This is a genomic window from Streptomyces sp. NPDC001617 (assembly GCF_053596855.1).
In genome coordinates this window covers 57,819-72,838 of record NZ_JBSFHA010000014.1, presented here as the reverse complement: position 1 = coordinate 72,838, position 15,020 = coordinate 57,819, and the positions used below count along the sequence as shown (strand labels likewise).

The window sequence follows — 15,020 nt, the reverse complement described above, 5'->3', positions numbered from 1 at the left end:
GCTGCCCGGCATCGAAACCCTAATGAACACTGCCGGAAACCGGCAATGCGCGGGCGCACGAACGGCGCGCACCATGAGCCCCAGGGGAGCACGACGGAAGGTCCCGATGCCGGACACCGGCATCGGGACCCGGGAACGGGGGCTGGGAATCATGGGGGCGTTTCTCGCGGCCGCCGCGGGGTTTCCCACCATCCTGTTCACCTCGGCGCTCGTCGTGGTCGTCGTCTTCTGGCTGCTGACGGCCGTCGGCGCGGCCGACCACCACGGCTTCCACGGCCACCAGCACTTCGACGCGTGGGGGATGGGCGGCGTCCCGGTGACGGTCGCCTTCTCACTGCTCACGGCCGTGGGATGGTTCGTCAGCCTGAGCGCGAGCGTGCTGCTGGATCCGCTGGCGCCGACGGGACTCGTACGCGTCCCGCTGAAGGCGGCGATCCTGGCCGGCGCGGTGCTGGTGGCCTGGCGCGCGACCCGGATTCTGGTACGGCCGCTGCGCCATCTCTTCCCCGAGGTGACCGGGCCCTCCCGCCAGGACTTCGTCGGCCTGACCTGCACCATCCGCACGGGACGGGTCGACGGCCGCTTCGGCCAGGCCGAGGTCAGGCCGGCCGACGGCTCCAGCGCGCTGGTCCAGGTGCGGCAGACGGGCGATGACGCCCTGCGCAGCGGCAGCACGGGACTGCTCTACGCCTACGACGAAGCAGGCGAGTTCTTCTGGGTCGCGCCCTATGACAGCGCGCTGGACCCGCACCCCAACTCCGGGTGATCGCACCGGACTCACGTCCGCAAGGCCCCACCTTTCTCTTCCTTCGAGGACTCACGAGGACTCATGTCATGAACGCCATCACCGTGGGCATCGGCGTGCTCGTCGCCGTCGTGCTGCTCATCGCGCTCACCCTGCTGCTGGTCGTCGGCCGGCTGTTCCGCAAGGTGGAGCAGGGCCGGGCGCTGATCATCTCCAAGACGAAGAGGGTCGACGTCACCTTCACCGGGGCGGTCGTCCTGCCGGTGCTGCACAAGGCCGAGTACATGGACATCTCGGTGAAGACGATCGAGATCCGCCGCACCGGTCGCGAGGGCCTGATCTGCCGGGACAACATCCGTGCCGACATCCACATCAGCTTCTTCGTACGGGTCAACAAGACCGTCGAGGACGTCATCAAGGTCGCCCAGGCGATCGGTACGGCGACGGCGAGCGACCCGGCGGCGATCCAGGACTTCTTCGCGGCCAAGTTCTCCGAGGCCCTCAAGACCGTCGGCAAGCAACTGGACTTCGTCGACCTCTACACCAAACGCGAGGAATTCCGGGACCGGATCATCCAGGTCATCGGCACCGACCTCAACGGCTACCACCTCGACGACGCGGCCATCGACTTCCTCGAACAGACCCCGATGACCCAGCTGGACGCGGCGAACATCCTCGACGCCCAGGGCATCCGGAAGATCACCGAGCTGACGACGGTCGAGCACGTCCGCACGAACGAGTTCCAGCGCACCGAGCAGAAGGAGATCACCCGGCAGAACGTCGAGGCCCGGGAGACCATTCTGGAGCTGGAGCGCCGGCAGGCCGAGGCCGAGATCAGGCAGCGGCGCGAGGTGGAGACGCTGCGCGCCAAGGAGGAGGCCGTCACCGCGCGTGTGCAGGAGGAGGAACGGCTGGGCGCACAGACCGCGTTCCTCCGCACCGAGGAGCAACTCGGCGTGCAGCGTGAGAACCAGGCACGCGAGATCGCCGTCGCGCAGAAGAACCGCGAGCGGGTCATCGCCGTGGAGAACGAGCGCATCGAGAAGGACCGCCTGCTGGAGGTCATCGCGCGCGAGCGGGAGACCGCCCTGTCCGGGATCGCCAAGGACAAGGAGGTCGAGGCCGAGCGGCGCGAGGTCGCGGACGTCATCCGGGAGCGGATCGCCGTGGACCGCACGGTCGCCGAGCAGGAGGAGGCCATCAAGAAACTGCGGGTGGTCGAGGAGGCCGAGCGCGAGCGGCAGTCGGTGATCATCGCCGCAGAGGCGGAGGCACAGGAGAAGCTGGTCAAGGACATCAAGGCCGCCGAGGCCGCCGAGTCCGCGGCCAAGCACCGGGCCGCCGAGCAACTCACCCTCGCCGAGGCCCGGTTGAAGTCCGCCGACCTCGACGCCCGCGCCAAGCTGCGGCTCGCGGAGGGCGTCCAGGCGGAGCAGGCCGCGGCCGGTCTGGCGGCCGTACAGGTCCGCGACAAGGAGGCCGAGGTCACCGAGAAGGCCGGGCGCGCGGAGGCCGTGGCCACGGAGGCGCGGCTGCGGGCCGAGGCCGAGGGCACCCGGGCCAGGACGCTCGCGGAGGCCGAGGGCGCCGAGGCCAGGCTCCGCGCCGAGGCGGAGGGTGCGCGGGCCAAGGCGCTCGCGGAGGCCACCGGTATCGGCGAGAAGCTCAAGGCCGAGGCGGAGGGCCTGAACCAGAAGGCGGTCGCGATGGCCGCCCTGGACGACGCCTCCCGCGGCCACGAGGAGTACCGGCTGCGGCTCGCGGCGGAGAAGGAGGTCCGGCTGGCCGGCCTCGACATGCAGCGGCAGGTCGCCGAGGCGCAGGCCACGGTCCTGGCGACCGGGCTGGAGAACGCCGACATCGACATCGTGGGCGGCGAGTCCGTGTTCTTCGACCGGCTGATGTCGGCGATCTCGCTGGGCAAGGGGGTCGACGGGTTCATGGACAACTCCCGCACCGCACAGGCCCTGGCCGGGCCCTGGCTGGACGGCACGGCGAGCTTCCCGGAGGACATGAGCCGGGTGCTGGGCTCGGTCTCCACCGCGGATGTGCAGAACCTGACCGTCTCGGCCCTGCTGCTGAAGCTGATGAAGACGGGTGGGGCGGACTCGGCCGCACTACGGCAACTGCTGGACAAGGCAGGGGAGTTGGGTGTCGCGGACACCCCGCTCGCGGCCCTGAACGGCAGCGCCAGGGCCTGACCCACCGACTGTTCCGGAGCCGCCGCACGAGGGGACGGCGGCTCCGGAACGAGATGTCCCCTACGTACTGAGAGGGCTCCATGACCACCGGTTCGGACACCGGTTCGTACGAGGCGCCGGGCGACGGCGCCTACGAGGTACTGCGCGACCGCCTCACCGCCCAGGCCGCCGAGCTCGCCCGCCGCACCGACGCGCTCAACGCCCGCCGCGTCGAGGAGTTCGGCTCGACTCGGCTGGAGCTCGGCGGTACGGGACGCATCCGCACCGAACGGCCCTGTCTGGCGCGGGACGTGGTGGCGGTCGGTGATGTGCTGCTGTTCGGTGCCGACACCGCGGGCAGAGCCGGCGAGGTGCTCTCCCTCCACGGCCGCGACCTCGGTCCGCTCCCGCCCGACACGGTCCCCGGCCTCCTCGACGACCCCGCCTTCCTCCGCGAGTCCGCCGAGCTGCACCGCTACTACCGCGACACCCGCCTCCTCCAGCTCCGGCGGACGGACGGCAGGGTGCTCGCCGTCTTCCAGACCGGCGAGCAGACCGCCGACATCCGCGTGCTGCGCTGGACGGTCGCCGCCGACGGCCGGGTCTCCTTCCTCGACGCACGCGGCGAACGCGACGACACCTTCCCGCCGGCCCACGACTTCACCTGGACGGAGACCACCCGCGAGGACCACGTCCTCGGCCGTCACCCGCATGTCTCCATCGAGGGCGAGGTGTACGTCGGCACGGTCGGCGGCACCCTCACGGTCAAGGTCGAGAACAACACCGAGACGGCCGAGGGCATCTACTCCGAGCCCGTCGCCGAGCCGCTGCAGTCCCTCGCCGACGCGTCCGTCGCGTACGCGCGCGTGGGGGCGCTGATTCTCGTCGACATCCTGCCCTACAAGGAGGATGTCCACCGATACCTGGTCTTCAACACCCTCACCAGGACGGTCGTCCGCCTCGACGGCATCGGCGGGTCGTGCCGCCGCCTCCCCGAGGACCAGGGCATCGTCTTCCCCGGCGGCTACTGCCTGGCCACGGGCGCGTACAAGACCTTCGACGGCGTGGACACCGACGGCCTGGCATTCGAGCGGACGGTGCGCTCACCCAACGGCGAGGACGTCCTCTTCGCCTACCACGCCCGTGCGACCGGCCGCAGCCTCCTGCTGTCGTACAACCTGGTCCGCAAGGAGGTGGCGATCCCGCTGACCTGCGACGGATGGGCGCTCTTCGAGGACGGTGGGCTGGTGGTCCTGCGCGCGGAGACCGATGAGCCGGCCCGTGTCCACCCGGTCCAGCTCTGGACCACCCCGTACGCGTCCGACGCCCACCCCACCGGCACCGGCCCCCTCGCCCGCGTCGGCAACGCCGACCTCGTCCGGGGCATCTCCGACTGCCGTACCCTCACCGCCACCGCCGCCGAGATGACCCCGACGACCGAGGTGTACGAGGCGCTGGTCGCCGCCTGCGTCCGCGCGACGGACACCCACCACTGGCTCGGCGACCCCGAACTCGGCGATCTGCGCGCCCCGTTGGACGCCGTCCGCAGCACCGCCGAGCAGGTCCTGACCGAGTTCGAGACCGTCCAGACCCTCACCCGCCAGGCCGCCGACGCCCTGACCGAGGCATCCGACCGCGTCACGGCTCTCGTACGACGCCTGCGCGGCGAGGTCCCTCGGGACGCCGCTGCCTGGGTCACCGGCCTGACCGAACTGCGCCGGTCCCAGGGCCGGTTGCTGACGCTGAAGGACCTGCGGTACGCCGACACCGCCCGTATCGACGCCCTCGCGGCGGAGGTCGGGGCGGACCTGGCGTCGTTCGGGCAGCGGGCGGTGGCGGCACTGGCGCGCGAGGACGCCTTCGCGGGGTATCACGGGGACATCGAGGCACTGGTGGGGGAGGCGGGTGAGCTCGCCACGGTCGCCGGCGCGGCCCCTCTCGCCACCCGTCTCGACGAACTCGCCGGTCGACTGCGCACCGTCACCGAGGTCGTGGCCGCCCTGGACATCGCGGACGCCACGGTCCGTACGTCGGTCCTGGAGCGGGTCGCCGAGGTGCTGGGCGGGGTCAACCGTGCGCGGGCCGTGCTGGAAGGCCGTCGCCGGGAGCTTCAGGACCGGGAAGGCAGGGCGGAGTTCGCGGCCGGGATGGCGTTGCTGGGGCAGTCGGTGACCGGGGCGCTGGCCGACGCCCCCGACCCCGGCTCCTGCGACGCCCAACTGGCCGGCCTGTTGGTGCAGTTGGAGAACCTGGAGACCCGCTTCACCGACTTCGACGACTTCCTCGCCGAGCTGGCGGACAAGCGGACGGAGATCTACGAGACCTTCGCGGCCCGGAAGCAGACCCTGGCCGACGAGCGGGCCCGTCGCGCCGAGCAACTCGTGGCTTCCGCCGATCGTGTGCTGGAGACGGTGTCCCGCCGGGCTGTTGCCTTGTCCGACGCCGAGTCGATCAGCACGTACTTCGCCTCCGACCCCATGGTCGCCAAGGTCCGCCGCACCGCCGACGACCTGCGCGCCCTCGGCGACCGGAGTCGGGCCGAGGAACTGGACGGCCGCCTCGCCGCCGCCCGCCAGGAGGCCGGCCGCGCCCTGCGCGACCGCACCGACCTGTACGCCGACGCGGGGCGCACCCTGCGTCTGGGGCGCCACCGTTTCGCCGTCAACACCGAGCCCCTCGACCTCACGCTGGTCCCGTACGGCACCGACGGGCTGGCCTTCGCCGTCACCGGCACGGACTACCGCTCCCCGGTCACGGACCCCGCCTTCGCGGCCACCCGCCCCTACTGGGGACGTCCCCTGCCCTCGGAGTCCCCCGAGGTCTACCGGGCCGAACACCTCGCCGCCCGCCTCCTCGCCGAACACGGCCCGCAGGCCCTGGCCGAGACCGACCTCGCGGAGCTGGTCCGACGGGAGGCGCAGGAGTCGTACGACGAAGGCTACGAGCGGGGTGTCCACGACCATGACGCGACGGCGATCCTCGCGGCGGTGCTGCGCCTGCACTCGGCCGCGGGCCTGCTGCGCCACCCGCCCTCCGCGCGGGCCGTCGCCCACCTCTTCTGGGCGCACGGCAGCACTCCCGAGGCGCGAGAGGTCTGGACGCGGCGGGCGCGGTCGCTGGCACGCGCGAGGGACACCTTCGGACTGGTCCCGGCGATCGCCGACTTCTGCGCCGAACTGGGTTCCGAGATGGGAGACGCGACGGCGGCGGCGTACCTCTTCGAGGAGCTGACGACCGGCCCGGACGGTTTCGTGATCACTCTCGGCACCCGCGAGTTCCTCGACAAGTTCCGCCACACGGTGGGCACGTCGGCCTATGACGACGACCTGACCGCCCTCGACGACCCGGCCGCCCGCCGCCAACTCGTCCAGGCCTGGCTCTCGGCGTACGCCACGACGAGCGGCGCCGTCGACCTCTCCCCGGACGACCTGGCCGAGGCGGTCGCGGCGGAACTCTGCCCCGGCCTGCCGCGCTACGAGTCCGACGCCCCCCTGACGGCGACGGTGGAGGGGCTGTTGGGCAGCCATCCCCGTATCCGCTCCGGTGTCCTCCCTCTTCGTATCGACGAATTCCTCTCCAGGACGGGGGAGTTCGGGGCCTCTGAGGTTCCGGCCCATCGCGCGTACCAGCGGCAGCGCACGGCGTTGGTGACCGCCGAGCGGGAGCGGATCCGGCTGGACGACCACCGGCCCCGTGTGATGACGAGCTTCGTCCGCAACCGCCTCATCGACGAGGTCTATCTGCCGCTGATCGGCGACAGCCTGGCCAAGCAGCTGGGCGCGACGGGGGAGGCCGGGGTCGGCGGGCTGCTCCTGCTCATCTCCCCTCCCGGCTACGGGAAGACGACGCTCATGGAGTACGTGGCGGACCGCCTGGGCCTGGTCCTGGTCAAGGTCGACGGGCCCGCGCTGGGCCACGGGGTCACGTCCCTCGACCCCGCCGACGCTCCGAACGCCACGGCCCGCCGGGAGGTCGAGAAGATCCGATTCGCGCTGGCGGCGGGCAACAACACCTTGCTGTACCTGGACGACATCCAGCACACGTCGCCCGAACTCCTGCAGAAGTTCGTCCCGTTGTGCGACTCCACGCGCCGCATCGAAGGTCACGACCTGCGCGGCAAACGCTTCGCCGTCTGCATGTCCGGCAACCCCTACACCGAGTCGGGAACCCGCTTCCACGTTCCCGACATGCTGGCCAACCGCGCCGACGTGTGGAATCTGGGCGACGTCCTGACCGGCAAGGAGGCGGTCTTCGCGCTGAGCTTCGTGGAGAACGCCCTGACCTCGAACCCGACGCTGGCTCCCGTGGCGACCCGCCCCCGCGCCGACCTGGACCTGTTGGTCCGCCTGGCGGAAGCCGACCCCACGGCCTCGGCGGACCGACTCACCCATCCCTACGCCCCCGCCGAACTCGACCGCGTTCTCTCCGTCCTGCGCCACCTCCTCACCGCCCGCGACACGGTCCTGTCCGTCAACGCGGCCTACATCGCCTCCGCCGCCCAGTCCGACACCACCCGCACCGAGCCGCCGTTCCGACTCCAGGGCTCCTACCGCAACCTGAACAAGATCGCCCAACGCATTCAGCCGGTCATGAACGCCGCGGAACTCGCCGCCGTGGTCGACGACCACTACCGTGCCGAGGCCCAGACCCTGACGACGGACGCGGAGGCGAACCTGCTGAAGCTGGCGGAGCTGCGGGGGGTCATGACGGCTGAAGAGGTGGTGCGTTGGGGGGTGTTGAAGGACGCCTATGGTCGTGCCTAGGGGGGTGCGTGGGCGGGTGCGGGTCCGTCGTGGTTTTCGCGCCCACGCGGCGGTAGCCGCACATCCACTGCAGTCCCGTCAGGCCCGCAACCCCAACGCCGCCCGCCCCGCGTACCGAGCCTGCGCCCCCAACTCCTCCTCGATCCGGACGAGTTGGTTGTACTTGGCGGTCCGGTCCGCGCGCGACAGCGATCCCGTCTTGATCTGCCCGCACCCGGTGGCGACGGCGAGGTCGGCGATGGTGGTGTCCTCGGTCTCGCCGGAGCGGTGGGACATCACGACCGTGTACCCGGCGCGGTGCGCGGTGCCCACCGTGGCCAGCGTCTCCGTCAACGTACCGATCTGATTGACCTTCACCAGGATCGAGTTGGCGATCCCGTCCCGGATTCCCGCCCGCAGCAGCGTCTCGTTGGTGCAGAAGACGTCGTCGCCGGTGAGCTGGCAGCGGTCGCCGAGCCGGGCGGTCAGCTCGCGCCAGCCCGCGTGGTCGTCCTCGGCCATCGGGTCCTCGATGGAGGCGACGGGGTAGCGGTCGACGAGGGTGGCGAGGTAGTCGGCGTGCTCGGCGGGGGTGCGGCGGACGCCCTCGCCCGTGTAGTCGTAGACGCCGTCACGGAAGAACTCGGACGTGGCCGGGTCCATGACGAGGGTGATGTCGGTGCCGGGCTTGTACCCGGTCTGCTCGACGGCCCGTACGACGAAGTCCAGCGCCTCCTCGGCGGTGCGCAGGTCGGGTGCGAAACCGCCCTCGTCGCCGACGTTCACGCTGTGGCCGGCGGCGAGCAGGTTCCGGCGCAGGGTGTGGAAGACCTCGGAGCCCATACGGACGGCCTCGGCGAAGGTGGCCGCGCCGACGGGCGCGATCATGAACTCCTGGAAGTCGAGCGGATTGTCGGCGTGGGCACCGCCGTTGACGATGTTCATCATCGGCACCGGCAGCAGAAGGGCGTCGACCCCGCCGACGTAGCGGTACAGCGGGAGCCGGTGGGCGGCCGCGGCGGCCTTGGCGGTGGCCAGGGAGACGCCGAGCAGGGCGTTGGCGCCGAGCCGGGACTTGGCGTCCGTGCCGTCCAGCTCGATCATCGTGCGGTCGACGGTCGCCTGGTCCTCGGCGTCGAGCCCGATCACTGCGTCCGCGACGCTCTCGTTCACGGCGTCCATGGCCCGCCGAACTCCCTTGCCGTGGAAGCGAGTCGGGTCGCCGTCCCGCAGCTCCACCGCCTCGCGGGCCCCGGTGGAAGCCCCGGACGGGACGGCCGCGCGACCGAGCGACCCGTCCTTCAGTTCCACGTCCACCTCGACGGTCGGATTCCCCCGGCTGTCGATGATCTCCCGTGCGACGACCCGGCTGATGACAGTCACGCTGCAACTCCTCAGTCCTGAGAGTTCATCCTGAAGGTTCGTTCGAACGTTCACCCGAAAGTTCACTCACGAAACAAAGTGAGTCCCGAAAGGGAACTTACTATGAGTGCATGAGGATGCACAACGCCGACGAGACCTGTGGCATCGCCCAGGCCGCCCTCGTCCTGGGCGACTGGTGGAACGTCCTGGTGCTGCGCGAGATCGCCCGCGGCCGCGTCCGTTTCGACGCGCTCGCCTCCGAGATCGGCCTGTCCCGCAAGGTGCTGACCGAGCGGCTCGGACGGCTGGTCGCGAGCGGGGTACTGCGGCGCAGCCTCTATCAGCGACGCCCGGTGCGCTACGAGTACCTGCTCACCGACGCGGGGGCGGCGCTGTTGCCCCTGCTGGTCGCGATGCAGGACTGGGGCGACCGTTGGGTGCTGGGGGACGGGACCCTCACGGCGACGGCGGACGTGGACGGGGCCGAGCATGCGCGGGTGCACGGACTGGTGGGCACGAGGGTGCCGGACGACCTCGAACTGCCGGGCGGGGAGAGGGGGTTGCTCCCCGTGGTTCCCCCGGAGGCGTCCGCCACTGTCCTGTTCACCTACCCCGGCACGGGCGTCGAGTGGGGCCCGATCCCGGGCGCCGCGGGTTGCACGCTGGAGAACCGGCTGTTCAGGGAGGCCTGGCCGGACTTCCGGCGGTCGGGCGTGGAGGTGCGCGGAACCAGTACCCAACTTGCCTGCGAACAGGCGGAGTTCATTCGTGCCGAGAACCTCCCGTACCCCCTCCTCTCCGACGCCGCCCACGAGTTGACCGCGGCACTGAGGCTCCCGACGTTCCGCGGTGCGGGACGACTCCGCCACAAACGCCTGATCCTGATCATCGACCCGGAGCGGACCGTGCGGCATGCGCTGTACCCGGTCGTGGACATCCCGGGGGCGGTGGAGGAGAGCCTGCGGCTGGCGGGGGAGTGCGCGCGGACGGTCTGACGGGCAACGAGGACTCCGCTTTGCTGTTCCGCGGCAAACAGGGAGATCGTCAATCAGCGGCCAAGGGGCAGTAAAGAATCCCGGCTGGAAAAGTGATCGAAAGCGGACGGATCGGAGTTGATCATGTCCATGTCCTCCCTTCGCGGCTGCTAGCGTCTCGACGGCCCTGGACCTGACCATCCGGGGCTTTGCAGAAAAACGGGAGGAATCCATGCGCAAGTTGGCAGTCGGCGCGATCGCCGCAGGCCTGTTCGCCGTCAGCGCCGGGACGGCAGTCGCCGTCTCATGGCACACCATTCCGACGCTCTCCACGGGCGGCGCCTCGTTCACCAGCGGGGAGTACGCCTTCTGGCCCTCGAGCCAGCACAAGGGCGGTTTCGAGTGGGCGGGCAACCTGAACGACACCGACAACGGCGACGGTCACAACGTCTACATGCAGGTGCGCGTGGACGGGTATGACTGGAGCCGTTACAACGGCAAGCAGAAGCAGAGCGTCCCGCTCGACGAGATCAACTGGGACGGCGACGTCCTGCACACCGACGACGCCTACATACGCGTCTGCCGTGACAAGGGCTCGCTCAACCCTGACAACTGCTCGCCGACGAAGCACTACCAGAGGTAGGCAGCGCTCCGGCGGGACCTCGGGCCCAGGGGCACACGCCCCTGGGCCCGCATGCTTCTTTGGGGGAAGCCATCAGCACGTCAGACATACTCTCAGCCGTCGGTGTCGACCTCTCCTACGGCAGCCAGCCGGCCGTCCGCGACGCCCACCTCTCGGTCATGCCGGGAGAGGTCGTGGCGATCACCGGACAGAGCGGCTCCGGCAAGTCCTCACTGCTCTACTGCCTGGCCGGCGTCCTGCCCACCACCCGCGGTCAGGTCCGCTTCGAAGGGCGCGCGCTCGGCGACCTCTCCGACGACGAGATCAGCACCCTGCGCCGGGAACGCTTCGGCTTCGTCTTCCAGTACGGCGAACTGCTCCCGGAACTGACCGTCGAGGAGAACACGGCGCTGCCCCTGCGTCTCGCCGGGCAGCGGAAGCGGCCCGCCCTCGCCCGAGCCGGCGAGGTACTCGAGCGGCTCGGCCTCGGCGAGCTGCGCGAGCGCCGGCCCTCACAGGTCTCGGGCGGCCAGAGCCAGCGCGTCGCCGTGGCAAGGGCACTGGTCCACCGGCCCGCGCTCGTCTTCGCGGACGAGCCGACGGGCTCCCTGGACAGCGCCAACGCCTCCACCGTACTCAAGGAGTTCCTCGACCTGGCCCGCTCGCAGGGCACCGCCGTCATCCTGGTCACGCACGATCACGGCGTGGCGGCGCAGGCGGACACCCGGTACACGATGGCCGACGGAGTCCTCACCCCCCGAGGTGCGGTGTGACGGAGTTCCTGCTCGGTCTGCGGCTCCTCTTCGGCGGGGGACGAGGCAACCGCGTCCGTTTCTTCCTGATGGCGGCCGGAGGCTCGATCGGCGTCTGCTGCCTGGCTCTCGTCCTCACCATTCCGGCGATCCTGCACGCCCACGACGGTCGTGCCGCGGCCCGGCAACCCGTCACCACGTCCAGAGGACCGGCGGACGGCACGCTCGTCGTCCAGCGCTCCGACGCGTACGGATCGAAGTCGTTCACCCGTGTCTTCATCGCCCGGGGCACCCAGGGCACCCGGTCGGCCCCTCCTGGCCTGACCCGACTCCCCGGCCCCGGCGAGCTGTTCGTCTCGCCGCGCGTCCACGACCTCCTGCGCGAGTCGCCCGCCCTCAAGGGGCTGCTGCCGGGGCGTGAGACGGGCACCATCACGCAGGACGGGCTCGCCCACCCCGACGAGCTGTACGCGTACGTCGGCACCACACGCGACCGGATCGCCGGCGAGGGACGGACCCTGAAGGGATTCGGGTACGACTACGCACCGTTCCCCGCCGTGGAACCGTCCACGCTGACGGACGTGCGGTTCGCCCTGGCCACCCTGGTCCTCCTGCCCCTGGCCATCTTCCTGTCCGTCTGTGCCCGTCTCTCGGCCGCCAGCCGCACGCGTCGCCTGGCGGCGCTACGGCTGCTCGGCCTCAGCAGGAAGGGCACGCAGCGGGTCAACGCGGCCGAGACCGTCGTTGCCGCGCTGCTGGGAGCGGTGCTCGGCCTGGGCGAGTACTGGGTTCTCAACCAGCTGATGTCCCGGACCGGTCTGCCCGCGCTGCGGTGGTATCCGAGCGACGGCGCCCTGTCGACGACCACGGTCGCCGTATGTCTGATCGGCTGCCCGGCGCTGGCCTGGTTCGTCGGCCGGAAGAGCGCGCGAGAGGCCACCGCCGATCCGCTGGCGGTACGGCGGACCGCCGTACCGCGATCACCGTCCAAGTGGGGCGGCCTGCTCCTCGTCGTAGGCCTGGGCATCGTGTCCGGCTACTGCGCCAGTGCTCTGCTGGGGCATCCCGCCTCGAGCGTGGGCCTGAACGCGCCGCTCGTGGTCGGCGGCGTCGTGCTGACCGGAGTCGGCCTCGTGCTGACGCTCCCCTTGCTCTCGTACGTCCTCGCCCGCCGCGTGGCACGGACCACCCAGTCCATCACCCTCAACCTGGCGATGCGGCGCAACGAGGCGGAACCCGGGAGCACGATGCGGGTCGTCACCGGACTCGTCCTCCTCGTCTACGCCGCCTCCCTCGCACAGGGCGTCCTCATCCAGCTCGAACAGGTCACCCGACCGGACGGCCCCGTACAGGACTACTCCCTCTCCCTGTCCGGCATCACCGCGCAGCAGCAGCGGGACCTCGGCGGCGTGGCCGGCGTACGCACCCACGCCCTCATGATGAACTCCTGGGTCGATCTCAACAGGCAGCGTCCGGACGCGGCGTTCGCCTCGTCGGCCACCGCCCTGGTCGCCACGTGCGCCCAGCTGGACCGGATGGTCGAGCGCGCCGAGGGCTGCGTGGACGGCAAGGTGATGCGGCTCGTGGACCCCAACTCGAGCGTCGGATCGGGCATGAGGCCGGGCACCTCCTTCCGCTTCCGCTTCTCCGCGGCCAGGACCGATCACCTGGACATCCCGCTCCCCGTCGAACACATCGTCTACCGCGGCTACTCGGCGTCCTCCGTCCAGAACGCCGTCCTCCTCGTCCCACCCTCGGCGCTGCCCGAACACACTCGCCCCCGTGACGCGGAGCTCGTCCTCACCAGCAGCTCGGAACCCGGCACGGTGCGCGGTGTCCTGGACGGCATCGGAGCCATCGCCCCCATCGCCGAGGTGGAACTGGTCGGGTTGAACGTCCAGGGACTCGAACAGATCTCGGTCGTCGAAACCCTTCTCGCCCTCGGCATGATCATGGGGCTGCTCATCGGTGTGGCCGCCTTCCTGGTCTCGGTGACCGACCGCGCGGTCGAGCGCCGGGCCCAGGTCACCGCCGTCACGTTGATCGGGGCACGGGCACGGACGATGAGAACCGTGCAGTGCCTCCAGGTGGTGCTACCACTCGCCCTCGGCCTCGCCCTGGCCGTCATCACCGGAAAACTGGCCGAATCGAGCTACCTGATCACCGGCGGCGGCACCATCCGCTGGGACGTCGCCGGCATCCCCCTGCTGCTCCTGGCGGCAGCGGGGGCGGTGGGTGCGGCGGCGGCGGGCTCACTGCCACTGGTCGGCCGCCGAATCGACCCGGAACTGATCCGCCGCGACTGACGGACGAACGGCCCCGACCGGAAGAACCGGTCGGGCCCGTCGTACCTCGCACAGCCGGCGACATCGAGGTCCCGGTCCGGTCCGTGAGCGCGGGGGCCGGAGGAGGTCTACCGGAAGCAGATCCGGCCCGTTATCCAGACCAGCGCCGTGGCCATGGACGGAATCTTCAAGCGGGACCCGGAGCGGTAGTCACGCAGAAAGACACTCAGACGAAACAGGTGAGGCACCTCCCAAATTTGGGAGGTGCCTCACCTGGTGTTTCACTGTCGGGGTGGCGGGATTTGAACCCACGACCTCTTCGTCCCGAACGAAGCGCGCTGCCAAGCTGCGCTACACCCCGATGTCGCTGCTGTCCTGCTTGTCGCGGCGACGTCGTTTACTTTAGCCCACCGGTGGCTGTAGACGAAATCCGGTTTTCGCGCGGTGATGGACGCGATGGCGGACGGGGTTCGGGCGGGCGTGGTCGATGGCGATCAGGAGGAGCGCGAGGGCGTAGAAGGCGAGGCCGAGAAGGACGGCGTTGCCGAGAACGCTCTTGTAGCCGTGCAGGTCGACGTCCAGGAAGGGGTAGAGGTAGCGCCCCGGCGTGCCGGGGACGATCAGCTCGCCCCGGACGAAGGAGAACGCCAGGTAGGCCAGGGGGTAGAGGATCCACGGCGCTGCCTGGCGGAGGCGGAGGTGGCCGGGGGCCGTCAGGAGCAGCCAGTCCAGTGCCGCCGCGATCGGCACCGCCGTGTGCAGCACCTGGTTGGTGATCCAGTGCCAGCCGGTCGGCGGGGTCGTCCCGCCGGTCATGGAGAAGGGGGTGGACGCGTTTGCCAGTAGCAGGTGGTACACCAGGGCCGTGATCGTGATGTAGAGGAGTGTCGCGCCCGTCAGTGGCGACGGGAGCGGGCGGCGGGCCGACCATGCCCGGCGTGCCGACGCCGCGAAGACCAGCGCCAGCAGCACGTTGCTCTGGATCGTGAAGTAGCTCAGCACCCGGACCGGGCTGCCCGTGAGCAGCTCGATCGTCACCGCCCCGGCCGCTGCGAGGGCGACCAGCAGGCGGAAGAGCGCGGTCAGGGGGCGTCGTGCGGGGGCCACCACCGCTGTGGCGGGGACGCGAGAGGGCAGCAGCGCGGGCACGCCCGGGACCGCGGGGAGGTCCGGGATGTCCCTGGGTATCGGGGCAGTCATGGACCCAAGTTAGGCAAAGGGGATATATGGGGCGAGGTGGGCGGGCTGTGCGGGTTAACCGTGCGGCACAGACATGGCCGTGACTCCTGGTTCCCTGCCCCAGCCGTAACTCCTAGGTCCCCGCTCCAGCCATGGCCCCTGTTTCCCGGCCCCAGCCG

Annotated in this window: 9 protein-coding genes and 1 tRNA gene; 7 read left to right on the top strand and 3 right to left on the bottom strand. The window is 70.6% G+C overall.

Annotated features, from left to right (window positions below; all coding sequences use genetic code 11):
* The first annotated feature begins 151 nt into the window (after positions 1 to 151).
* The 3 genes from ACWC09_RS13645 (at position 152) to ACWC09_RS13635 (ending at position 7,688) form a co-directional block, all read left to right on the top strand.
* Positions 152 to 766: a hypothetical protein gene (locus tag ACWC09_RS13645; protein WP_450850777.1), complete on the top strand. Its 615-nt coding sequence runs from the start codon at positions 152 to 154 to the stop codon at positions 764 to 766.
* Positions 767 to 834: 68 nt separating this feature from the next.
* Positions 835 to 2,946 carry a flotillin family protein gene (locus tag ACWC09_RS13640; protein WP_450850694.1) on the top strand — a complete coding sequence of 704 codons (2,112 nt, stop codon included), beginning with the start codon at positions 835 to 837 and terminating at the stop codon, positions 2,944 to 2,946.
* Positions 2,947 to 3,026: 80 nt separating this feature from the next.
* Positions 3,027 to 7,688, top strand: coding sequence for a DNA repair ATPase (locus ACWC09_RS13635; protein WP_450850693.1), 4,662 nt, complete (start codon positions 3,027 to 3,029; stop codon positions 7,686 to 7,688).
* Between the two features lie 78 nt (positions 7,689 to 7,766).
* Here ACWC09_RS13635 and eno read toward each other — a convergent pair whose 3' ends face one another.
* Complete coding sequence (eno, locus tag ACWC09_RS13630; RefSeq protein ID WP_450850692.1) at positions 7,767 to 9,050, bottom strand: phosphopyruvate hydratase; 1,284 nt, start codon at positions 9,048 to 9,050, stop codon at positions 7,767 to 7,769.
* 110 nt (positions 9,051 to 9,160) lie between these two features.
* On the opposite strand from eno, the gene ACWC09_RS13625 reads away from it, so the two are divergent.
* The 4 genes from ACWC09_RS13625 (at position 9,161) to ACWC09_RS13610 (ending at position 13,683) form a co-directional block, all read left to right on the top strand.
* Positions 9,161 to 10,024, top strand: coding sequence for a winged helix-turn-helix transcriptional regulator (locus ACWC09_RS13625; RefSeq protein WP_450850691.1), 864 nt, complete (start codon positions 9,161 to 9,163; stop codon positions 10,022 to 10,024).
* A gap of 211 nt (positions 10,025 to 10,235) precedes the next feature.
* Positions 10,236 to 10,646: a hypothetical protein gene (locus ACWC09_RS13620; RefSeq protein WP_450850690.1), complete on the top strand. Its 411-nt coding sequence runs from the start codon at positions 10,236 to 10,238 to the stop codon at positions 10,644 to 10,646.
* A gap of 158 nt (positions 10,647 to 10,804) precedes the next feature.
* The gene (locus ACWC09_RS13615; RefSeq protein ID WP_450850776.1) at positions 10,805 to 11,398 is read left to right on the top strand and encodes an ABC transporter ATP-binding protein; all 594 of its coding nucleotides are present in this window, start codon (positions 10,805 to 10,807) and stop codon (positions 11,396 to 11,398) included.
* A complete protein-coding gene (locus ACWC09_RS13610) occupies positions 11,395 to 13,683 on the top strand; it encodes an FtsX-like permease family protein (protein WP_450850689.1) in 2,289 nt (762 codons plus the stop codon). Before ACWC09_RS13615 ends, ACWC09_RS13610 begins: the two co-directional genes overlap by 4 nt.
* A gap of 266 nt (positions 13,684 to 13,949) precedes the next feature.
* On the opposite strand, the gene ACWC09_RS13605 is transcribed toward ACWC09_RS13610, so the two are convergent.
* Both ACWC09_RS13605 and ACWC09_RS13600 read right to left on the bottom strand, forming a co-directional pair.
* A tRNA-Pro gene (locus tag ACWC09_RS13605) sits at positions 13,950 to 14,023 on the bottom strand.
* A gap of 41 nt (positions 14,024 to 14,064) precedes the next feature.
* Entirely contained in the window at positions 14,065 to 14,862 is a 798-nt protein-coding gene (locus ACWC09_RS13600; protein WP_450850688.1) for a Pr6Pr family membrane protein, read from the bottom strand.
* Between the last annotated feature and the right edge of the window lie 158 nt (positions 14,863 to 15,020).

Excerpts from the sequence above, each read along its gene's own strand:
- ACWC09_RS13625 (WP_450850691.1), top strand. The coding sequence starts at position 9,161 with ATGAGGATGCACAACGCCGACGAGACCTGTGGCATCGCCCAGGCCGCC.
- ACWC09_RS13600 (WP_450850688.1), bottom strand. The coding sequence starts at position 14,862 with ATGACTGCCCCGATACCCAGGGACATCCCGGACCTCCCCGCGGTCCCG.
- ACWC09_RS13645 (WP_450850777.1), top strand. The coding sequence starts at position 152 with ATGGGGGCGTTTCTCGCGGCCGCCGCGGGGTTTCCCACCATCCTGTTC.
- ACWC09_RS13620 (WP_450850690.1), top strand. The coding sequence starts at position 10,236 with ATGCGCAAGTTGGCAGTCGGCGCGATCGCCGCAGGCCTGTTCGCCGTC.
- ACWC09_RS13635 (WP_450850693.1), top strand. The coding sequence starts at position 3,027 with ATGACCACCGGTTCGGACACCGGTTCGTACGAGGCGCCGGGCGACGGC.
- ACWC09_RS13640 (WP_450850694.1), top strand. The coding sequence starts at position 835 with ATGAACGCCATCACCGTGGGCATCGGCGTGCTCGTCGCCGTCGTGCTG.
- ACWC09_RS13615 (WP_450850776.1), top strand. The coding sequence starts at position 10,805 with ATGCCGGGAGAGGTCGTGGCGATCACCGGACAGAGCGGCTCCGGCAAG.